This is a genomic window from Streptomyces sp. NPDC093085, assembly GCF_040683935.1.
Taxonomy (GTDB): Bacteria; Actinomycetota; Actinomycetes; order Streptomycetales; family Streptomycetaceae; genus Streptomyces.
The window spans coordinates 1,293,237-1,309,314 of record NZ_JBFBFB010000001.1 but is presented as its reverse complement, the minus strand read 5'-3'; the positions used below and the strand labels follow the sequence as shown (position 1 = coordinate 1,309,314).

General features: G+C 73.8%; 12 protein-coding genes. 6 read left to right on the top strand and 6 right to left on the bottom strand.

Annotation, left to right across the window (positions count from 1 at the left end; translation table 11 throughout):
- Nucleotides 1-10: 10 nt before the first annotated feature.
- From AB0O07_RS05360 to AB0O07_RS05345, 4 genes are all read right to left on the bottom strand, one after another.
- Nucleotides 11-844, bottom strand: coding sequence for a GntR family transcriptional regulator (locus AB0O07_RS05360; protein WP_365627105.1), 834 nt, complete (start codon nt 842-844; stop codon nt 11-13).
- A gap of 3 nt (nt 845-847) precedes the next feature.
- Complete coding sequence (locus AB0O07_RS05355) at nt 848-1,624, bottom strand: amino acid ABC transporter ATP-binding protein (RefSeq protein WP_365628029.1); 777 nt, start codon at nt 1,622-1,624, stop codon at nt 848-850.
- Between the two features lie 113 nt (nt 1,625-1,737).
- Complete coding sequence (locus AB0O07_RS05350; protein ID WP_365627102.1) at nt 1,738-2,463, bottom strand: amino acid ABC transporter permease; 726 nt, start codon at nt 2,461-2,463, stop codon at nt 1,738-1,740.
- A complete protein-coding gene (locus AB0O07_RS05345) occupies nt 2,463-3,380 on the bottom strand; it encodes an ABC transporter substrate-binding protein (protein WP_365627099.1) in 918 nt (305 codons plus the stop codon). The genes AB0O07_RS05350 and AB0O07_RS05345 overlap by 1 nt, the downstream gene beginning before the upstream one ends.
- Nucleotides 3,381-3,926: 546 nt before the next feature.
- On the opposite strand from AB0O07_RS05345, the gene AB0O07_RS05340 reads away from it, so the two are divergent.
- From AB0O07_RS05340 to AB0O07_RS05320, 5 genes are all read left to right on the top strand, one after another.
- Nucleotides 3,927-5,819 carry an APC family permease gene (locus tag AB0O07_RS05340; RefSeq protein WP_365628026.1) on the top strand — a complete coding sequence of 631 codons (1,893 nt, stop codon included), beginning with the start codon at nt 3,927-3,929 and terminating at the stop codon, nt 5,817-5,819.
- Nucleotides 5,820-5,937: 118 nt separating this feature from the next.
- Complete coding sequence (locus tag AB0O07_RS05335; RefSeq protein WP_365627097.1) at nt 5,938-6,105, top strand: hypothetical protein; 168 nt, start codon at nt 5,938-5,940, stop codon at nt 6,103-6,105.
- Complete coding sequence (locus AB0O07_RS05330; RefSeq protein ID WP_365627095.1) at nt 6,102-6,860, top strand: hypothetical protein; 759 nt, start codon at nt 6,102-6,104, stop codon at nt 6,858-6,860. Before AB0O07_RS05335 ends, AB0O07_RS05330 begins: the two co-directional genes overlap by 4 nt.
- Nucleotides 6,861-6,988: 128 nt before the next feature.
- Entirely contained in the window at nt 6,989-7,984 is a 996-nt protein-coding gene (locus AB0O07_RS05325; protein WP_365627093.1) for a hypothetical protein, read from the top strand.
- Nucleotides 7,981-9,126 carry a serine hydrolase domain-containing protein gene (locus AB0O07_RS05320; RefSeq protein ID WP_365627091.1) on the top strand — a complete coding sequence of 382 codons (1,146 nt, stop codon included), beginning with the start codon at nt 7,981-7,983 and terminating at the stop codon, nt 9,124-9,126. The genes AB0O07_RS05325 and AB0O07_RS05320 overlap by 4 nt, the downstream gene beginning before the upstream one ends.
- A gap of 21 nt (nt 9,127-9,147) precedes the next feature.
- Here AB0O07_RS05320 and AB0O07_RS05315 read toward each other — a convergent pair whose 3' ends face one another.
- A complete protein-coding gene (locus tag AB0O07_RS05315) occupies nt 9,148-10,509 on the bottom strand; it encodes an LCP family protein (protein WP_365627088.1) in 1,362 nt (453 codons plus the stop codon).
- A gap of 168 nt (nt 10,510-10,677) precedes the next feature.
- A complete protein-coding gene (locus tag AB0O07_RS05310) occupies nt 10,678-13,902 on the bottom strand; it encodes an alpha-L-rhamnosidase (protein WP_365628023.1) in 3,225 nt (1,074 codons plus the stop codon).
- A gap of 297 nt (nt 13,903-14,199) precedes the next feature.
- On the opposite strand from AB0O07_RS05310, the gene AB0O07_RS05305 reads away from it, so the two are divergent.
- Nucleotides 14,200-16,002 (top strand): hypothetical protein, encoded by a 1,803-nt coding sequence (locus AB0O07_RS05305; protein ID WP_365627085.1) that lies wholly within the window; start codon nt 14,200-14,202, stop codon nt 16,000-16,002.
- Nucleotides 16,003-16,078 lie beyond the last annotated feature (76 nt).

The following is a 16,078-nucleotide window of genomic DNA, read 5'->3' as shown; positions in this document are numbered from 1 at the left end:
GTGGGGTACCTCACTGGGATACGGGGCGGTCGGAGGGGGCCGGGTGGCCGGCCGGGCCGGGCGGGTTCAAGGGGGCGGAGGGGTCCAGGGGGGCGGAGAGATCCAAGGGGCCGGAGAGAGCGGCGGGTTGGCGTCCTGCGGGGTCCCGGTCGATGGAGCCGGTCAGGGTGGTGAGCCCGCCCAGGACATGGGCGCGGGTGAGCGCGGCCGAGCGGGTGCCGTCGCCGTCGAGGACGGCGTCGAGGATGGCGGTGTGTTCGTCCACCGAGACCTGCGCGCGGTGGGCGTCGGCCAGATAGAGCGCGACATAGCGGTCGCTCTTCGCGCGGAGCTGGTCGAGCGCGGCGAGGGTGGCGGGCATGGCCGCCAGGGCGTAGACGGCGTCGTGGAACCGCCGGTCGAGCAGGCGTACCTGCGCGGTGTCACCGAGCGAGACGGCGATCCGCTGGCGCTCCAGCAGCAGCCCGAAGTCGGCGGCCAGGGCGCCGCGTTCGCCGCTGGAGGCCTGGGCGGCGGCCGCCGCGAGGACGCTCTCCAGGGCGGCGCGCCCGTTGTAGATGTCGCGGGCGTCGGTGGCGGAGACCTCCGCGACGACGGACTTCTGGTGCGGGCGGTCCACGACCAGGTGCTCGGCGACCAGCCGGGAGAGGGCGTCGCGCAACGGGCCCCGGCTGATGCCGAGTTCGGTGGCGAGGGCCTCCTGGCTGAGCTGTTCGCCGGGGGCCAGGGCGCCGGTGAGGATGCGTTCGCGGAGTTGCTGGTAGGCCCAGTCCTGTTTGCGCAGGCTCCCGGGGGCGTTCCGGCGGGGGGCGCCCACACGTCCCGTGGGGGGTGGGATGGTCATGTCCTAGGCTCCGAGGGTCTGCTCGAAAAAGGCGCGGGTGCGCTCCTGCCGGGGCGCCTGGAAGAGGGTTTCGGCGGGTCCGTCCTCGACGATCCGGCCGTCGGCCATGAACACCACCCGGTCGGCGCTCTGCCGGGCGAACCCCATCTCGTGGGTGACGACGACGATGGTCATCCCGCTTCCGGCCAGGTCCCGCATGACGGCGAGGACCTCGCGGGTGAACTCGGGGTCGAGCGCCGAGGTGGGCTCGTCGAAGAGCATCAGCTCCGGGCTCATGGCGAGGGCGCGGGCGATGGCGACGCGCTGCTGCTGGCCGCCGGAGAGTTCGTACGGATAGTGGTGCGCGCGCTCGGCGAGTCCGACCCGCTCCAGCAGGGCGTGCGCCTCCTGCCGGGCCCGCTGCCGGGACATGCCGCGCACCCGGACGGGGGCGAGTGCGATGTTCTCGGCGGCGGTGAGATGGGGGAAGAGGTTGAACTGCTGGAAGACCATGCCGATCCGGCCGCCGACCGAGCGGGGTCTGGCGCCCGCCTTCGAGAGCAGCTCGCCCTGGAAGCCGACGCTGCCGGTCTCCAGGGGTTCGAGCCCGGCGAGACACCGCAGCATGGTGGACTTGCCGGCGCCGGAGGGGCCGAGGACGGCGACGGTCTGGCCGGCCGGAATGGTCAGGTCCACCCCGCTGACCACGGGGTTCCCGTGGTAGCTGCGGCCCAGGTTCTCGGCCACGAGGACGGTCCTGCCCTTGGGGGTCACGGCGGTACCCGGTGCGGTGGTGCTCATGGCGGTGCCCTTTCCGGTACGGTCTCCGGCCTCGGTGGCGGTGGTCGTCCCCGCGTTCGTCGCGTTCGTCGCGTTCACCGCGTTCGTCGAGTTCATCGCGTTCCTCGGGCCGGTCATCGGGCCACCGGGTCGACGGCCGCCGTACCGGTGGAGGCGGCGGCGGGGAGAGCGGCGGCGCGGCGGGCCGAGGCGCGCCGTCCGACGTCGAGGCGTCGCTCCACCTGCCGCAGCGCGAGCGTGAACACCGTGGTGAGGACGAGGTAGTGGACGGCGGCGGCGCCGAGGGAGCCGACGTAGTCGAAGTCGGCTGCGGCCTGCCGCTGGGCGGTGAGCATCAGGTCCTGGACGCTGACGACGGAGGCGAGTGCCGAGGTCTTGAGCATGCCGATGAACTGGTTGCCGGTGGGCGGCAGGATCAGCCGGGTCGCCTGCGGGAGGACCACCCAGCGCAGGATGCCGGTCTCGGAGAGTCCGAGCATATGGGCGGCGGTGCGCTGACCCTTGTCGACGCCGAGGAGTCCGCCCCGGACGATCTCCGCCATGTACGCGACCTCGTTGAGGCTGAGGGCGATGACGGCGCAGGTGAACGGGGAGAGGCTGAGCCCCCAGAGCGGCAGCACGTTGAAGACGAAGATGAGCTGGAGCAGGACCGGGGTGCCCCGGAAGAACCAGATGTAGGTGTCCGCGCCCCACCTCAGCGGTGCGAACCCGGCCCCCTTGGCGAGGGCGAGCAGGACTCCTCCGGCGATGCCCAGGGCCATCGACAGGACCGTGAGTCCGAAGGTGAGCAGGGAGGCGGTGAGGAAGTCGGCGGAGACCGTCTTGTCGAGGAACCCCATCAGGACCCACTGCGGGGAGAGGCGGCGGGGGACGTGGGGGACCCGGGGGCGGTCGTCGGGGTCTTCGCGAAGTAGTCGGAGGAGGCGGGCAGTTGGTACTTGGCCAGCAGCTCGGCATAGCCGCCGCCGCGCACGAACCGGTCCAGCGCCTTCTTCACGGCGGTCGCGGTCGCCGTGTCCCCCTTGCGGACGGCTATGCCGATCTCCGTCTCGTTCTTGAAGGTGGCGGCGAGGGTGAAGGTGCCCTTGGTCCCGGCGAGGGTGGCGGCGGCGCCGGGGGTGGAGGTGTCGAAGGCGTCGGCCCGGCCGCTCCGTACGGCGAGCATCGCGTCCTGGTTGTTGGGCAGCGACATGATCTTCATCTCCGGGCGGCCCTGCCGCTTGAGTTCCTTGTTGAACTCGGTCATGTACGTCTCGCCGATGGCGCCCCGGGTGACGGCGACCGTCCGGCCGGAGAGGTCCTCGGGCACCCGGGAGATCTTCTTCGGGTTGCCGGCCGGGGTGAGCAGCCCCTCCCCGATGATCATGTACGGGACGAAGTCGACCTTCTTCTCCCGCTCGGGCGTGATGTACATGGCCGAGTTGATGACGTCGGTCCGCCGGCCGTCGAGCGCCGGGATGAGCCCGTCGAAGTCGATGTCGAGGGGTTCGGCCGTCAGCCCCATCGACTTCGAGAGGGCGTTGATCATGTCGATGTCGAAGCCCTGGAGGCCGCCGTCGGCCGCCTTGGACTCGAAGGGCGGGAAGGTGGCCGCCGTGCCATAGGTGAGGGTGCCCGACGAGACGAGCTTCCCGGGCGGGGCGACCTCGGCGGGACCGGTCGGGGCGGCCGTTCCCGAACCGCCACAGGCGGTCAGGACGGCGGTCAGGGCAGCAGTGGTGCACACCGCGGCCGTTCGCGTGGTTCCAACTCTCACCGGACTGCTCCCTACGGGCGTTCTCCCTGCTAAGGAAGGTCTGTCAACAGTTGCCAGTACTGTCGCGGGGCTCCGGGTCCGGCCGGTTGCGCGTCCGTTAAACCCACGTTTCCGCTCGTCCGGCTCCGCCGAACGGGTTGTCGGGGGGTGCGGGTGTGTGTCGCGGGCGGCAGCCGGGGTGGTGGGCGCGGCCCGGCGAAGAGACTCGTCCGCGTGACAGACACAGGGACGTCCGCGCGGGACGACGAGACGCTGCGGCTGATCGGGCAGGAGTGGGGGCGGGCCTCGGCGGCGCCGGAGGCGTGGCGGAGTGCCCTGCCGGTCGATCCGGACCTGGGCAGCTATCCGCCGCCGGAGCAGATCGTGCCGCCCCGCTTCGGCAGGTTCGTACGGGTCACCACGCTCGGCGGGCCGCCCCGTACGGCGGAGGCGGCCGCGGGGGCCGAGGCGGCCCCTCCCGAGCCGTACCCGGCGGGGTTCTGGCCCCGGGCGCGGCGGGCCGTGCTGGGGGCGCCGCTGCGGTCGACGGCGATCGTGCGGGAGCGGATGCGGAAGCTCGTGGCGCTGCCCGTGCTCTCGGCGGACGCGCTCTCCTCCGTGGCGTACGGTCCCGAGGCGCTGCTCGCGGTGCTGGTGCTGGCCGGTACGGCGGGGCTGGCGTACTCGGTGCCGGTGTCGGCGGCGATCGTCTTCCTGATGCTGGCGGTGGGGCTGTCGTACCGTCAGACCATTCGCGCGTACCCGCACGGCGGCGGCTCGTACATCGTCGCGACCGACAATCTGGGCCGGATCCCCGGACTGGTGGCGGCGGCGGGGCTGATGACGGATTACGTGCTCACCGTCGCCGTCTCCGTGTCGTCGGGGATGGCGGCCGTGACCTCGGCGGTGCCCTCGCTCGCCGGGGACGTGGTGGTGATCGGGGTGCTGGTCATCGCCGTCCTGCTGGCGGGGAACCTGCGCGGGGTCCGGCAGGCGGGCGCGCTCTTCGCCGCGCCCACCTACGCGTTCGTCGTGGCGATCTTCGCGCTGGTGGGGTTCGGGCTGTACCACGCGGCGGGGCGCGGCTTCGAGCCCGTACCGCATCCGCCGCTGCACGCGGTGGAGGGGGTGGGGCTGCTGCTGGTGATGCGGGCATTCGCGTCCGGGTCGACGGCGATGACCGGCATCGAGGCGATCTCCAACGCGGTACCCGCCTTCAAGACGATCTCCTGGCGGAACGCGCGTACGACGCTCTCCTGGATGATCGGGCTGCTGATCGCGCTCTTCGCGGGGACGGTCGCGATGGTCCATCTGGAGGGGGTGGTGCCCCGGCCGGGCGAGACGGTGCTCTCCCAGCTCGCGCACCGCAGTTTCGGCTCCAACGGGATGTACGTGTTCACCCAGGCGGCGACCGCGCTGATCCTGCTGCTCGCCGCGAACACGGCGTTCAACGACTTCCCCCGGGTGCTCTCGCTGCTGGCCCGGGACAACCACGCGCCCCGTGTCTTCCTGCGGCTGGGCGACCGGCTGGCGTTCTCCAACGGGATCATCCTGCTCTCCGTGGCGGCGGCGCTGGTCTATGTGGCGTTCGACGGGAACACGGCCTCCCTGATCCCGCTCTACGCGGTGGGGGTCTTCCTCGCCTTCACCCTGTCCCAGAGCGGGATGGTGGTCCACTGGTGGCGGGGGCGGGAGCGGCACTGGCGCAAGAGCCTCTGCTTCAACGCCACCGGCGCGGTGCTCTCCGCGCTCGTCTTCATCACGGCGGGGATCACCAAGTTCACCGAGGGCGCCTGGCTGGCGATCCTCGCCGTCGGGGCGTTCCTGCTGGTGACGACCCGGATCCACCGGCACTACGCGCGGGTCGCCGAGGCGCTGCGGCTGGGGCCCCGGCATGTCGAGATCCCCAGCCGGACGATCGCGCCGCGGCCCTGCGCGGACCCGGCGGCGGGGCCCGCGCCGGACGCGGAGCCGGAGGAGTCCCCCGAGGAGATCCGGCATCTCTCCGTCGTACCGCTGGACGCGCTGCACCGGGCGAGCATGCGCGCGCTGGCCTACGCCGCCTCGCTCCAGCAGCCCGTGCTCGCGCTCCATGTGAGCCCGGACGACGAGGACGCCGAGCGGTTCCGGGCGGCGTGGCAGATGTGGGGCGACCATCTGCCGCTGCGCATCGTGGTCTCCCCGTACCGGGCGATCGTCACCCCTCTGATCAGTTATGTGGAGTCGTTGCACCGTCAGCGACCCGATCTGACCATCACGGTCATCATTCCGGAGATCGTTGTCCGCCATTGGTGGCAGCGCGTGCTGCACAGCCCGCTGGCGGGGCGGCTGCGCCGGGCGCTGCGCCCGCTGCCGAAGATCGTGGTGACGACGGTGCCGTTCCACATCGCTGACGGACGGTCGGACCGGAGAGCGGAGAAGGGGAACAGGAGGGAGGAGGGGAACAGACATACGGGATGAACTATCGAACTATCATCTCAACTGGTTGATTTGTCGACGTATCCCTAAAATCGGTTCTGGCGTTGCTCATCCTGGGCGACGGCATCTACATGAGGAGCCCACCATGCTTTCTCAGACCATGAATCCGACCGAAATCACCCTGGACCTCGACGCGTTGACCACGGCGATGGCCGAGCCGGAGTCGCCCTTCAGCGACGCGCCGGTCTACGCGCCGGAGGCGGGCGGAGCCCTCCTCCTGCTGGCTCTCCTCTCCCCCAAGGAGCCCAAGGAGCCGAAGGGACGATGAGCCCTGACCGGTCGCGGACCTCCTATGAAGAATCGGCGGCCGGCCTGGCACGACGTGCCCTCGGTGCCCTTCGGGGCGCCGGGGGCACGGCCATGGTCGCCGAACACGTCGAGAGCGCACCGGATCCCGGCGCCGCGCTCGCCGCCGTCCGGATCCTCGGGGCGGACGCCCTCGCCCCCGCGCTGCTCTCCGGGCGTGCCGTGCACCCCGACGACGCGGCGGCGTTCGTACGGGCGTTCACCGCGCTGCCGCCCGCCCGGGATGTCCAGGCTCCGCCCGACGGACCGCCGGGACCCTGGCTGATGGCCTGGCGCGACTGGGGCACCGTCACCCTGCTGGCCGTGCTCTCCGCGGGCACCTGGCCGGGCATCGGCCCGGACCCGGCGCCGCCGGCCGTGACCCAGCCCCCGCCCCCGCCGCCGGGCGGTTCCGCCACGGGCGACGACGACGCCTGGGCCGCCTGGTCCGTGACGATGGGCCGGCTCTCCCCTCTCGCGCTGCCCGGTCTCGACGGGCCGGTGCACGACGCGGCGCGCAGCTCCCCGCTGGGCCTGGCGCGCGGGGCCACCCGCGCCGTCCTGCGCCGGGACCACCCGACCGCCGCCCGGATCGTCCGCTGGCTCGTCTGGCTGCACTGCGACGGGGTACGGACCCCCCTCGACCCGGCGCCGCTCGTGGACCACATCGCGCTGCTGGCGGGCGGGGACCGGCTGGCGCTGGACACCGCGATCGCCCGCCGGATGCTCGCGCTCTGACCCGGCGGCGCCTCCCCCGAGGCCCGTACGCCCGTAGCGGTACGCCCGAGGCCGTACACCCATAGCGGTACGCCCGCATCCGTACGCCCGCACCCCCCGCCGAACCACCCGGATCGGACCGACAGCCCATGCACAGCTCCGACAGCTCTCCCCCTTCCGACGGCTCCCTCCCTTCCGACGGCTCCCTCCCCTCCGACTGCTCCGCCGACTCCCTCGTCCGGACCGCCCACCGCGTCGGCCTCCAGGCGCTGCGCTGGCTCCACGCCCACCGGGAGCACGGCGCGCTGCCGCCCGACACCACCGCCGAACTCGCCGAACCGGACACCGTCTACAAACCGCTGGGCGAGACCGCGCTCGCCGCCTCGCTGGTGATCCGGGAGGGGGTGGCCGGCGCCGCCGAGCTGAAGCTCGCCCACGAGCTGCTGGACTTCACCTGGAAGCAGCTCGGCGGCGGGGACATGCTCCACGAACGGCTGCTGCGGTACCCGCTGATGAGCGACCCGCTGGAGACGTACGCGCACTTCGCCCGGAGCGGCTACCGCCACGAGGCGCTGGACCGGCTGCTCGACCACACCACCTCGCTGCGCTCGGCGCGCGCCATGGAGATGGTGCCCAACCGGCGCCTCGCCGTCGCCAACGCGGCCCGGATCAGCGGCTTCGACGGTGGCGACCGCGCCCCGGAGTGGGAGCGGCTGGCCCGCGCCACCTGGCTGGGCGCCCGCCCCGAGCCCTGGCTCATCGACTGGATGACGGCGTACCACATGACGCACACCGTCTTCCATCTCACCGACTGGGGGCGGCTGCCCGCCGGGCTCCCCGCCGACCTCGCCGGCTATCTGGGCCGCTGGCTCCCCGTCTGGCTCGACATCTGGGCCGAGATCGGCGAATGGGACCTGGTGGCGGAGTTGCTGATCGTCAGCGCCTGCCTCCCCGAGCCGGCCCGCACCGCCGCCGACTGGACCCGGCTCGCCGCCGTCCAGCACGAGGACGGGCTGCTGCCCCGGGACGGCACGCCGGTCGAGGGCGAAGCCGCCGAGCGCTTCGTGACGCACCACCACACCACGGTGGTGGCGGCCGTCGCCGGGACGCTGACGGTCGCGCGCGCCCTGGGGCGCGAGCGGTGACCGGGACGGCGCCGCTCGCCCGGTCGGTGGACGGCGGCCGGGAGCGGGAGCCCGTGCCCGCGTGGGCGCGCGCCCCGGCCGACGCCCTGGCCCGCGCGGCGCGCGGCGCCTGCGGGGTGGTGGTCGCGCTGCGCCGGGGCGACGAGCGTGCCGTCGTCCCGTACGGCACCACCGCGTACGGCGGTCCCGAGCCGGTCACGGCCGCCACCCGGTTCGAGATCGGGTCGCTCACCAAGTGCTTCACCGCGCTGCTCCTGGCCGAAGAGGCCGTCAGGGGCGAGATCGGGTACGGCGATCCGCTGGGCCGCTTCCTGCCGCCCGGGATCCTCCCCGCCGAGCGCGGCGGGCCCATCACCCTGCTCCATCTCGCCACCCACACCTCGGGGCTGCCCCGGCTGCCGCCCGGTCTGCTCGCCGAGGCGGCGGGTGTCTGGTTCGCCAACCCGTACGCCCGGTTCTCCGGCGACGATCTGCTCCGCTCCCTGGCGCGGACCCGGCCGGGCAGCGCCCCCGGCGAGCGGGTGCGGTACTCCAACTTCGGGGTCGGGCTGCTCGGACACCTCCTCACCCGGGCGGTACCGGGCGGACCCGCGTACGGTGCGCTCCTGGCCGAGCGGGTGCTCGGCCCGCTCGGGCTCCGCTCCACCGGCGACGACCCGCTGCTGCCGCAGGCCACCGGCTACTGGCACGGCCGCCCGCGCCCGCCCTGGCGGATCCCGGGCCTGCCCGGCGCGGGGTCGCTCCGCTCCACCGGACCCGATCTGCTCGCCCTCCTCGACGCCCTGGCCGACGCGGCGGCGGAGGCCGATCCCGGGAACGATCCCGACGGGCGCCGCTCCGGGGTGCGCGGCTCCGACGGGCGCGGCTCCGGGGTGCTCGGGGCGGCGCTCGCCGATACGGTACGGCCCCGGCTCGCCCTGCGCGGCGGGACCCGGCGGCTCGCCCTGGTGTGGAACATCCGGGTCCGCCCCGAGGGCCCGGTCTACCACCACTCGGGCGGCACCCGGGGCTTCACCGCCTTCGCGGGGTTCGCGCCCCGGCACCGTACGGCCGTGGTCGCCCTGGCCAACACCACCCCGGCGGCCGACCAGCGGTTCCTGCAAGGGGCGTACAACACTCTGATCACCCTTCACCGGGGCTGACGGCCGCCCCGGCCCGGCGGTTCACCCCGTCGGCTCCGGCAGGTCCGGCCCCACCGTCAGGGTCAGGGTGCCGGGCGGCGCGGCCGGGTCCGGGTCCGGGGCCGGGGTCAGGCCGGGGAGGCGGGTGGCGAGGGTCCTGGCCTGGGCGGCCTGGCCCTCGGGGTAGGTGAGGGCGGAGGCGGTGACCGGGGCCGGGGCGTTGGCGACGGCGGCGATACGGAAGCCGAGCTCCCGGAGCCGGTCGGCGGTCTCGCGGGCCCTGCCGGGACGGCCGGTGCCGTTGAGGACGGTGACCGTCACGGTGGCGGCGGCCGGGGGGAGCGGCGAGGTGGCCGCAGCGAGCCGGGCGCGGGTCACCTCCCGGTCCTGGCCGATCGCGGTGAAGAGGGTCCGGGCGGCCTCCGGGTGCCAGAGGACGTTCGCCGTGTCGTCCGGGACCTCGCGCCGGCGCGGATAGTTGGGCACCGTCAGGAACGAGATCCGGTCGGCGGGCAGGGCGTTGAGGCGGGTGGCGAGCCGGGAGAGCGGCCCGAGGCCGGCCAGCCCCGGGTCGGTGGTGAGCGCCCCGGTGGCGGAGTCGAGGAAGCGGTAGAGGGCCGTCGGCCGGTGCAGGGCCGTCCGCGCCTTGGCGGCGAGGGCGCGCAGGAACTCCTGCTGGCGGCCGATCCGGCCGAGGTCCGTACCGTCGCCGAGGCCGTACCGGGCCCGTACGTACGCCAGTGCCTGTTCGTTCCTGACCGTATGGCACCCCGCCGCCAGGTCGAGCCCGGCCTTCCGGTCGTGGAGCGGTGCGGTGGGGCAGACCTCGACCCCGTCGAGGGCGTCGACCATGCCGGTGAAGCCCCGGAAGTCGACGATCGCAAAGTGGTCGACGCGGACCCCGGTGTTCTGTTCGACCGCGCGGATCGCGCAGGCGGCGGCGCGGCCGGTGTCGCCCCGGGAGCCGCCGATCGCGAACGCGGCGTTGATCTTGAAGTGGTGGGGCGGGGAGACGACACCGTCGCCCTGGTCGCAGGAGGGGATCGCGACCCAGGAGTCCCGGGGGATGGAGACCACCGTGGCCCACCGGCCGTCGCCGCCGACATGGAGCAGCATCAGCGTGTCGGACTGCATGGAGGTGAAGCCCCTGCCGTAGGCGCCATCGGTTCCCGCACGGCTGTCCGAGCCGATGACCAGGATGTTCTCGCCGCTCCTGGGGGCGCGCGGCCGGTTGTCGCCGAGCGCGCCGGAGAGGGCGGGGGCGCCGAGCCGGCTGTCCAGCCAGCCGCCCGTGGCGGCCGTGGCCAGCACCAGGAGGGCGGCGGCCAGGCCGAACCAGCGGCCGATCCGGCGGCGCGGGCGCGGCGCCGGCAGGTTCCAGGGGTTCCGGTCGCTGGGGTTCACGGGTCGGGCTCCTCACTGCCGCACTGCGGTCGCCGTACCGGCGCCTCGCCGGCCGGCCACCGGTTCAACCCCGGACGGGGGCCGCTGGGCACGGCCACGGCGTGAGGACGCCGAACTCGTGCCCAGTGGCCCCGTACCGAGGTCGGCGCCCCCGTACAGCGGTGTGGGTCAGCCGGTGAAGTGGTGGGTCCCCGGGCCCGCTTCATAGACCGCGCACCCCTCGGCGGTGCGCAGCGGCCGGGCCGTGCCGTGGGTGGCGCGCCGGGGGTCCTCGGTGGGGACCCAGACCTCCGCCGTGGTGTTGGCGGGGACCCCGACCGTGAGCCGGAAGCCGTCGGGGCCGGTACGCCACCGGGTGGTGACGGGGCCGTAGAGGGTGGTGAGGCGTCCGCTCGCCTCGGTCACCCCGCCGCCGGGACGCGGCCGGACGATGATCTTCCGGAATCCCGGGGCGCCGGGGGCGATGCCCGCGATGTGCGCGTACATCCACTCCCCCACCGAGCCGTAGGCGTAGTGGTTGAAGGAGTTCATGCCGGGGTCCTGGAAGGTGCCGTCGGGGCGGATGGAGTCCCACCGCTCCCACATGGTGGTGGCGCCCCGGTCGATCTGGTAGCCCCAGCTCGGGAAGGTGCGCCGGGTGAGCAGCCGGTAGGCGAGGTCGACATGGCCGGTGTCGGTGAGGACGGGCAGGAGCCGGGGGGTGCCGAGGAAGCCGGTGGACAGATGCCCGTCCCTGGCCTCGATGAGCTCGACCAGCCGGCCGGCGGCGGGCCCGCGCTCCTCGGCGGTCAGCAGCTCCATGGAGAGGGCGAGGACGTACGCGGTCTGGGTGTCCCCCTTGATCCTGCCGCCGCCCGCCGTGACATACGCGGCGCGGAAGGCGTCCCGTACCGCGCCGGAGAGGGTCCGGTACGGCGCCGGGTCCTTGCCGAGGACCTCGGCGGTCCGGGCGACGAGGTCGGCGCTGTGGGCGAAGTAGGCGGTGCCGATGACGTCCTTGGGGGTCTCGTCGGCGATGTTGAGCCAGTCCCCGTACCCCTCGGCGGGGCGGAGGTATCCGCTGCTGTGGGCCGTCAGATAGCCGAGCCAGGCGACCATCGAATCCCAGGACTCGGCGAGGACGCGGGTGTCCCCGTACGCGGTGTGGAGCGCCCAGGGCACGGTGACCCCGGCGTCGCCCCAGCCGGCCGCGCCCTGGCCGATGACCGCCTCACCGGCGATGGGCGCGACATCGGGGAAGGCGCCGTCGGCGCGCTGGCCGTCGCGGAGGTCGCCCAGCCACTTGGTGAGGAAGCGCGCCGACTCCATGACATAGGCGGCGGTGGGGGCGAAGACGTTGATGTCGCCGGTCCAGCCGAGCCGTTCGTCACGGGCGGGGGTGTCGGTGGGGACGGAGAGGAAGTTGCCGCGCTGGCCCCAGGTGATGTTGGCGTGGAGCTGGTTGAGCAGGGGGTTGTCGGTGGTGAACGCCATGGTGAAGGGGGCGTCGGTGTGGATGACCCGGCCCACGACCTCCTCGGGCGCGGGCGGTTCCCGCACCCCGGTCACCTCGACGTAGCGGAAGCCGTGGAAGGTGAAGCGGGGCTCGTAGGTCTGCCGGCCGCCGCTCCTGAGGGTGTAGGTGTCGGTGGCGCGGGCGGTGCGCAGGTTGGTGGTGTAGAGGGTGCCGTCGGGGTTGAGGACCTCGGCGTGGCGGAGCCGTACGGTGGTGCCCTCGGCGCCGGTGACGGTGAGCCGGACGGTGCCGACCATGTTCTGGCCGAGGTCGTAGACATGGACGCCGGGGGCGGGTTCGGTCACCGTACGGGCGGGGAGTTCGGCGGCGGCCCGGGAGGGGGCGTCGATCTGGGCGACGAGTCGGGCGGTGACCCGGTCGGAGGTGTCGGCGGGGAGCCAGCCGCTCGCGTCGAATCCGGCGCGGGTCCAGCCTTCGGTCTCCCTGCGGGCGTCGTACTCCTCCCCCATCAGCAGATCGGCGTGGGTGACCGGGCCCGTGGCGGCGTGCCAGTCGGGGTCCGAGACGATCCGGTCGGTGCTGCCGTCGCTGTAGACGATCTCCAACTGGGCGAGCAGCGCCGGGCGTTCGCCGTAGTTGTGGGTGCCGAACCAGGCGATGTTCCCGGCGTACCAGCCGGCCGCGAGGGTGACGCCGAGGGCGTTGGCGCCGGGGGTGAGCAGGGCGGTGACGTCGTAGGTGCGGTACTGGACGCGCCGGTCGTAGTCGGTCCAGCCGGGTGCGAGCCGGTCCTCGCCGACGGGGCGGCCGTTGAGGTGGGCCTCGTAGAGGCCGAGGGCGGTGGCGTAGAGCCGGGCCCGCGCGATCTTCCGGCGGGGCAGCCGGAATTCCCGGCGGAGCTGGGCGGCGGGCGCGTACGCGGCGGTGACCTTGCCCCAGGGGCCCGCGCCCCAGGGGGCGAGCGACCGGGCGGCGGGCCAGGCGGTGTCGTCGTAGCCGGGGGCGCTCCACTCCCCGGCGGGCGGCCGGTCGGTGGTGCGCCAGGTGGCGTCGGTGGGCAGGACGGTGACGCCGCCGCCGTCGGTGGTGAGTTCGAGGAGACCGAGCAGGCCGGCGGGGCTCTCGGTGGCGTTGACGGCCTCGACGGCGAGGGTGTTGGCGCCGGGGCGCAGGGCGCCGGTGATGTCGGCGAGGGCAGGGCGGCGCCAGTTCTCGGCGGGTCCTTCGGCGTCGGTGTGCAGCACCTGGACGCCGTTGACCCGGGCGGTGAAGCCGTCGTCGGCGGTGAGGACGAGCCGGGCGCGGGTGACGCCCGCCGGGATGTCGACGGTGGTACGGAACCACCGTGTCCCGGCGGGGGCGCTGCTCGCCGGGTCGCCCTCGGGGTACCAGATCCAGGAGGCGGCTTCGAGGGAGGGCGCGGAGACCAGGGCGGCGGGGGCGCCGATCCACCGGGCGGTCCAGTCGCCGGGGGCGGTGAGCCCGGTCTCCCACCAGGTCGGGGCGGACCAGGCGGAGGCGGTCCCGGTGTCGTCCCAGACCCGTACGGACCAGTGGTAGCGGGTACGGGAGTTGAGCGGCGGGCCCGCGTACGGGACCAGGACGGAGTCGGCCGAGGCGACCTTGCCGCTGTCCCAGACGTCGGGCCTGGCGAGGCGTTCCGGGGTGGTGGCGACGCGGATCCGGTAGGCGGTCTGGCGGGCGCCGGGGCGGGGCGAGACGAAGGGCCAACTCAGCCGGGGGCGGGGGGTGTCGAGGCCGAGTGGCCGGCGGACGTATTCGGCGGTGGGCGCGGTGACATGGGCGGCCGGGGCCGTTTCCGGGGCCGGGGCCGCCGCGGGGAGGGCGGCGGCTCGGGCGGCCGGCAGGGGACCCGTGGCCAGGGTGGTGCCCAGAACGGTTGCGGTGGTACCGAGCACTCGTCTTCTGCTGATCACCATGCGGCTCCGATGCGAGGCGGGGGCGAGCGCGGATAATGAAACGTTTCACTTCGTGCCTCCGTGAAGGTAGGGAGCCCCGGAGGGAGTGTCAAGGGCCTTGGCTCATGGGGCCCGTACGTCGTGAAAGGGGTCCGTAGCGGGTAGGAGAGAAGTGGATGCCACGGGGGTGTGTGCAAAGGGCACTACAATGCCGGTCGGCACCCGGCCGCGCCGCGTTCCGCGCGTGTTCCGCGCGTGCCCTGTGGTTGTTCTGCGGGTGTTCTGTGGTGTGTTCGACGACTGGGGGGAGTCGTGATGTCCGAGGACGAACGGCGGGTGACCGGCGGATCCGGCGGATCCGACGGAGCGAGCAGATCCGGTGGGTCCGGTGGGTCCGACGCGTTCGGTCCGGCTGAAGTGGCCGGCGGGTTCGAAGGGGCCCGCGAGCGCGGCGCGTTCGGCGGATTCGGCGGGCACGGCGAGTTCGGCGGACCCGGCGGCTTCGGCGCGTACGGCGGCGCGGGCGGAGTCGGCCCGGGCTCCGGTGGCGGCTCCGGTTTCGGCTCCGGTGGCTTCCCGGCGCCGCCGCCCGTACCGCCCGCCGCGCCGCAGGGCCCTGCCGAGCCGGTACGGGCCGTGGCGGTGGCACTGCTCAACCTCAGTGGTCTGGGGCTGGGTTACGCACTGCTGCGGCGGTGGGTGGCCGCGGCCGTCTGCTGGGCGGTGACCGGGCTCTTCCTGCTGCTCGCCCTGCCCGCCGACGCGGACGGGGTGCCCCGGGGAGCGGTCACCGGCTATGCCCTCTTCCTGCTGGCCACGGCGGCGCACGGGGCGGTGCGCGGGCTGCGCTCCCCGCTCGCCTGGCCGCCCCGGGCGCCGATCGCCGCGCTGCTCGGGCTCGTTCTGCTGGCGGTGCCGGCGGGCGGGGTCGTCTTCTACCAGCAGGCGCGCGAGGAGGCCGTACAGCAGGCGCTGCTGGAGCGGCTGGCCGAGGCCGACAAGCTGGTCGCCTGGGGGCGGGACGAGCCGTCCTTCGACGCGGCCAAGCCCGCCTTCACCCAGGCGCTGGAGGCCTACCAGAACCTCCAGGACGACCATCCGGACTCCCGGGCCGCCGCCAAGGTGCCGGACCGGATGGCAGGTTACTACCGGGCGGTCGCCGCCCCGTACGACGACAAGAAGTACTGCGACGCGATCGAGCGGCTGAAGTACCTGCGCTCACTGCCCTCCACGGTCGGCGAGAAGCGCCTCGGCACGCTCGCCGCCTGGCCCGACGAGCGGCTGGCCGCCTCGCTCTACGCGTGCGGTGCGGCGGACATCGGCAAGGACGCCGCCGTCGCCCAGGGCGGCGGCAACCTCGCCGAACTCTTCGCCCTCTTCCCCGCCTCCGACCAGACCGCGAAGGTCGAGCCGGCCCTGCGCACCGCGATCGGCACCGCGGCCCGGGACATCAGGGGCCCGGGCCCCTGCGCGGCCACCGACACCCTCATCACCCTGCGGACGCAGGCGAGTTCACTGCTGGGCAAGGAGGCGGGGGTGGCCGGGGCGCTGAAGAAGGACGCCGCCACGGCGGGCGGGCACATCGCGTCGGGTACGTACGCCTGCGGCGTCGACGAGTACCGGAACGGCGACTTCGACAAGGCGCTGACCACGATGAACGACTTCGTCCTCAAGTACAGGGGCGACAAGAACCGGCCGCGCGCCCAGAAGATCGCCATCGCGGCGGAGATCGCGAAGAGCGTTCCGGCGGCGGGCAAGCGGCTGCCCACGACGGCCTCCGGCGGCTCCATCTCGGTGACCATCCGGAACGACAGCCCCGACGAGGTCGAGGTCCTGTACACGGGCCCCGTCACCGGGAAGGTCACCCTCAAGGGGTGCTCGGGGTGTACGCGGTACAGCAGCGCGGCGAGCGCGGCGGTGAGCGCCTGCAAGGGGAGCCGGAACTACCCGGAGAAGACCATCAGCCTGCCCGCCGGTACCACGTACTTCCTGCACAAGTCCGCCGGGCCGGCGAACACCTCCGCGGGCTCCGACACCGCCAGTCTCCAGCCGGGGTACATCTACACGGAGTGCGCGTATGTCGTGGAGGGGGGCTTCGGCACCTCGCCCCTGCTGTAGCCCCCTCGGCCCGCTCGCGGTAGCACCACGTACCGGAGTCGCGACGCGCCGTATGGTGCGGTTGCGTTCCAACCCC